Below are 4673 nucleotides of genomic sequence, written 5' to 3'. Positions count from 1 at the left end.
TTTTAATACTTAATTCACCACAAAACCTGGTGGTCAATTTGCTCCGGAATTAGGTGGTCAGTTTGCTCCGGAACGGGTGGTCAATTTACTCCGGAATTAGGTGGTCAAATTGACCGGTTTTTCCACTAGTTTGAAGATAATGTTGGATTATTTTAAAAATTATGAACTAGATAATTTTTTTGATGTTCAAACTTCAAAAAATTTAAAAAAGTACTTTGATAATGTTAAAGAAGAATTGGATTTAGCCGTACATAATATTGAGACTTTTGTAGATTTGACTCATAATAAAAGAGCTTGGAAACATTTAGAACCATTATTTGTAACTTTGAGCGAAAATTTAAATAAAGATTAATGTTCTATTCACCACTTAGATACCCTGGAGGTAAAAATAAATTATCAGCATTTATTGCAAAAATTTGTATTGATAACAACATTAATGGACATTATGTAGAGCCTTATTCAGGAGGGGCATCTGTTGCTTTATTTCTACTTTTTGAAGGGTTTGTAAATAAAATAACCCTTAATGATAAAGATAGATCTATTTATGCTTTTTGGTATTCAGTTCTTAATCATACGAAAGAATTATGTGATTTGATTGAAAATTCAACATTTACTGTTAGTGAATGGAGAAAACAAAGAAATGTTCAGCAAAACAAAGAAGAAGTTGGACTTTTAGAATTGGGTTTTTCAACATTTTATTTAAACAGAACTAATCGATCAGGAATAATAAATGCTGGCTTAATTGGAGGAATCGAACAAAATGGCAATTATCTGATGGACTGTAGATTTAATAAAAAAGATTTAATTGAAAGAATTATGCTTATTGCATCAAGGAAGGAAGATATTTTGCTGTTTAACGAAGATGCTATTGCATTAATTGATATTATCCAAGAACAGGCAGAAGATGATAATGTAATATTTTATTTTGATCCACCATACTATTTAAAAGCAAGTAGCTTGTATATGAACCATTATGAAGATAAAAATCATGAATTAGTAAGTAACAAAATAAAAGGAATTACAAACATCAAATGGATAGTTTCATATGATAATGTACCCGAAATAAACATACTATATGATGACTGTAGTAAAAAAGAATTTTCATTCAAGCATACAGCATATAAATCAAGAGTTGGACAAGAAATCCTTTTCTTTAGTCCAACAATTCTGAGTCCAAATATAGAAAACTGGAGTCCTCTAAAATTCAAGCTACATAAAAAAAAGAACAGTAAAGAGATTATTTATTCCGATAAAAAATAGTTTCTATTTTTCATTTCTTAATTATAAAAATAAAATTTTCATGCTGATAAAAAAAATCCATGTAGAAAAATTTAGAGGTTTCAATAACATTGAATTTGAATTGGGAACCAGTATTACAGTGATCGCTGGACAAAATGGAACACAAAAAACTACTCTACTTGGACTTTTAAGTCAGCCTTTTTCTATCAATGATAAAAGTAATCCTATAAGTGATGAAAAACCACTTTGTGGAGGTAATTATAAGTCATCCTTTTCTGAAAAATTTAAGTTATCTAAAACTTTTGATAAACCAAAACATCATACATGGACACTTGAGACAAATGGTAACGAATCGTTCTCAGTTGAAAGTATTGCAAGAGATAAGGATTCTATTAGGTTTTGGAAGCAAGGAGATAGAACAAAAGGTTCCGGATATCTTAATTATCCAGTAATTTATCTTAGCTTGTCTCGATTAATGCCGATAGGGGAAGATGATAAATTAGATACAGATTCAGCTATTCAATTAACTGCGGAAGAACTATTATTTTATAATAAATGGCATAACACTATATTAATAATTAATAATTTAGAAATTAGTTCGGTAGATTATCTATCAAGTAAACAAAAAAATACTCTTGGGGTTTCAACAGACCATTATGACTGGAAAATGAATTCTTCTGGACAAGATAATCTAGGTAAAATTTTACTTGCTATATTATCTTTCAAAAGATTGAAAGAAAAATTTCCAACATTATACGAATATGGAATACTGGTAATAGATGAAATTGATACTACCTTGTATCCTGCATCACAGATCAAATTAATTGAAGCCCTACGAAAATTTTCTTCTGATTATAAAATTCAAATAATCTTTACAACTCATTCCTTGACAATTTTAGAAAAAGTATGTGGAATTCAAAACGACATAAAGCTTAAAAATCAGGTCAAAGTAGTTTTCTTGCAAAAAATAGACAAAGAAATAGTAGTTAATGATAGTGCAACTATAGATTTTATTAGAAATAAATTAAATGTTAGTCTGTCATCACATGTAATTAAAACCAACAAGGTTCCGTTATTTACTGAAGATAAGGAAGCAGAAATTTTCCTAAAGAATATCTTGAAGTCAAAAAAGAGTTCACTTAACTTTATACAGTGTACATTGGGATGTAATAATTACATTGAATTAGTAAGAAAAAAAATTAAAGGATTTAATTACCCCGAAAGTATAATTTGTTTAGATGGAGACGTAAACCAGAAACCTGCGATGATGAAAGAAATAACTAAACATAAAAATTTCTTGATTCTCCCAGGAAATGATTCTCCTGAGAAAATATTAGCAGAAATGCTATATGTTGAACCTGATTCTTCAATTATTTGGGATAAGCTATTTGCAGGTTACGATAAACAAATTTGTTTTAAAGATTATTCAATTGCAGATATTCGTACTCATAGAGAAAAGGCGAAATTATGGTTTAATGATCAAAAGCAATATTGGGGTTTAGGTTGTAATAAATTGATTAACATTTGGATTGGTAAAAATGTTGAGGAAACTAAAATGTTTTTACAAACTTTTGACTCATTAATATCTAAGTATGGAAAATAAATTACACATAAATATCTATGGATAAAACTAACTTAAGAAAAGTATTTGTAAAAAGTTAACCAATCGGACATAACTCACCTTTTTCAATACTTTCTTTAATCCCCATGAGGGCTTCATCTTTCAGTCCAAAAGGAAATTTGATCAAATAATCATCAGCCGTTTTCAGTGTATCATTTATTGAGTGTAATTTTGCTACGTGCATATATAGCCAGAAACAGAAATTACGCTTGTCCTCATCAATAGAGGCATTGAAAGCGATTTCCTTTAAGATTTCATGAAGATCTGCCACCATATTGATGACAAGGAAAATTAAATAATTGAAACTTCCTCTAACTATTCCACCTTCAAGATACGACAATATAATTTCAATTTCATTTCTTCTGAAATACTTCGTCATAAGATTTGAGAGATTTTCTTTTACATCTGGAGATGACAAATATTGAAAATTATTTGAGTGCCAAAAAATGTCCCGGTTTACATAATTACTTAGCAAACCCAAAATATTCTTTCTTATACCTTCTTCCTTAATTTTTGAAAAATTTGAGATGATATAGAACCAAGTTGCAGGCTTTTCACGATGATAAGAATATAGGGCTTTCATTCCTTCGTAACAGATACTTGAATGCAAATTCTGGCAAAAGTGAGCATCCCATTCCGGTAAAAGAGAGCAATTTGTTCCGGTTTAAAGTGACCACCCTATTCTTGTAAAAGAGATCAGTTGATTCCGGTTCAAAGTGACCACCTCAAAAAGTAGTGTTTATAAAGAATATCTTACTTGTTTTTAAAACAAAAGATATGGCAAATAAACGACTGGATATGAGAAACATTTTGCAATTATTACGTTTATATACTCAAGGAGTAAGTAAGCTCCAAATAAGTAGACAATTAGGCTTATCGCGCAATACTGTAAAGAAATATATTGAATCATTTCATCAAAATTCTTTTACCTATCAAGAATTATCAGGTCTTAGTAATGAAGATCTGGAAGAACTCTTTGATGGCCAGATAAAACCCGTTCCCGAAAAAAACATAGTTTTAGAATCCTTATTTCCCACGATAGAAAAAGAATTAAAGCGAGTTGGTGTTACCCGCCAATTGCTCTGGGAAGAATATAGGGTAAATCATCCTGATGGCTACAGTTATTCTCAGTTTTGCTATCATTATCAAAATTGGCGAGGCAAACTCAAGCCCTCTATGCATATGCATCATAAGGCAGGGGATAAAGTTTTTGTAGACTATACAGGAAAGAAATTATCCGTTATTGACCAGTCTACAGGAGAACTGTGTGAAGTAGAGGTTTTTGTAAGTGTACTGGGAGCAAGCGGACTTACTTTTGTAGAAGCTACCAGAACCCAAAACAAAGAAGACTTTATGGGAAGTCTGGTAAAAATGCTAGACTACTATCAGGGTGTTCCAAGTGCTATTGTAACGGATAATTTAAGAACAGCCGTTAAAAAGAGTGATAAATATGAGCCCTTAGTAACGGAATATTTATTAGACTTTGCATCTCATTACGCAACTACAATACTTCCCACAAGAGCTTATCACCCAAAAGATAAGGCTCTGGTTGAAAATGCAGTAAGAATAATTTATACCAGAATTTTTGCCCCTTTACGCAAAGAAGATTTTTTTACTATAGAAGCCCTTAATGATGCTATTTTACCACTTTTAGAAAAGCATAATACAATGTCTTTTAAAGGCAGGAAATACTCAAGATTAGATTTGTTTAATGAGATAGAAAAAGAAGCACTATCATTTTTACCTGTTAATCCCTATCAGCTCAAAGGTTTTGCTAAAGCAACCGTTCATAAATCCAGCCATGTTTATCTCA

The 4673-nt window shown here is 30.6% G+C and carries 5 protein-coding genes; 4 read left to right on the top strand and 1 reads right to left on the bottom strand.

The features are described from left to right. Positions 1-139: 139 nt before the first annotated feature. Genes D0817_RS24595 through D0817_RS24585 form a run of 3 tightly spaced genes read left to right on the top strand, consistent with a single transcriptional unit; the run spans position 140 to position 2842 of the window. Positions 140-352: a hypothetical protein gene (locus tag D0817_RS24595; protein WP_193555373.1), complete on the top strand. Its 213-nt coding sequence runs from the start codon at positions 140-142 to the stop codon at positions 350-352. Then, positions 352-1260, top strand: a complete 909-nt coding sequence (locus D0817_RS24590) for a DNA adenine methylase (protein WP_127340980.1) — start codon at positions 352-354, stop codon at positions 1258-1260. Before D0817_RS24595 ends, D0817_RS24590 begins: the two co-directional genes overlap by 1 nt. A 40-nt stretch (positions 1261-1300) precedes the next feature. After that, entirely contained in the window at positions 1301-2842 is a 1542-nt protein-coding gene (locus D0817_RS24585) for an ATP-dependent nuclease (protein ID WP_127340979.1), read from the top strand. A gap of 55 nt (positions 2843-2897) precedes the next feature. On the opposite strand, the gene D0817_RS26330 is transcribed toward D0817_RS24585, so the two are convergent. After that, positions 2898-3443: a hypothetical protein gene (locus D0817_RS26330; protein WP_153188219.1), complete on the bottom strand. Its 546-nt coding sequence runs from the start codon at positions 3441-3443 to the stop codon at positions 2898-2900. A 194-nt stretch (positions 3444-3637) separates the two neighbouring features. Here D0817_RS26330 and istA point away from each other — a divergent pair. Continuing rightward, on the top strand, positions 3638-4673 hold a 1036-nt coding region (istA, locus tag D0817_RS24575), incomplete at its 3' end, for an IS21 family transposase (protein ID WP_127340977.1).

Source organism: Flavobacterium cupreum (assembly GCF_003996965.1).
Taxonomy (GTDB): Bacteria; Bacteroidota; Bacteroidia; order Flavobacteriales; family Flavobacteriaceae; genus Flavobacterium; species Flavobacterium cupreum.
This window is presented reverse-complemented; position numbering and strand designations above follow the sequence as displayed.

Coding starts and splice junctions, on each gene's coding strand:
- D0817_RS24595 (WP_193555373.1), top strand. CDS start 140: ATGTTGGATTATTTTAAAAATTATGAACTAGATAATTTTTTTGATGTT.
- D0817_RS24590 (WP_127340980.1), top strand. CDS start 352: ATGTTCTATTCACCACTTAGATACCCTGGAGGTAAAAATAAATTATCA.
- D0817_RS24585 (WP_127340979.1), top strand. CDS start 1,301: ATGCTGATAAAAAAAATCCATGTAGAAAAATTTAGAGGTTTCAATAAC.
- D0817_RS26330 (WP_153188219.1), bottom strand. CDS start 3,443: ATGAAAGCCCTATATTCTTATCATCGTGAAAAGCCTGCAACTTGGTTC.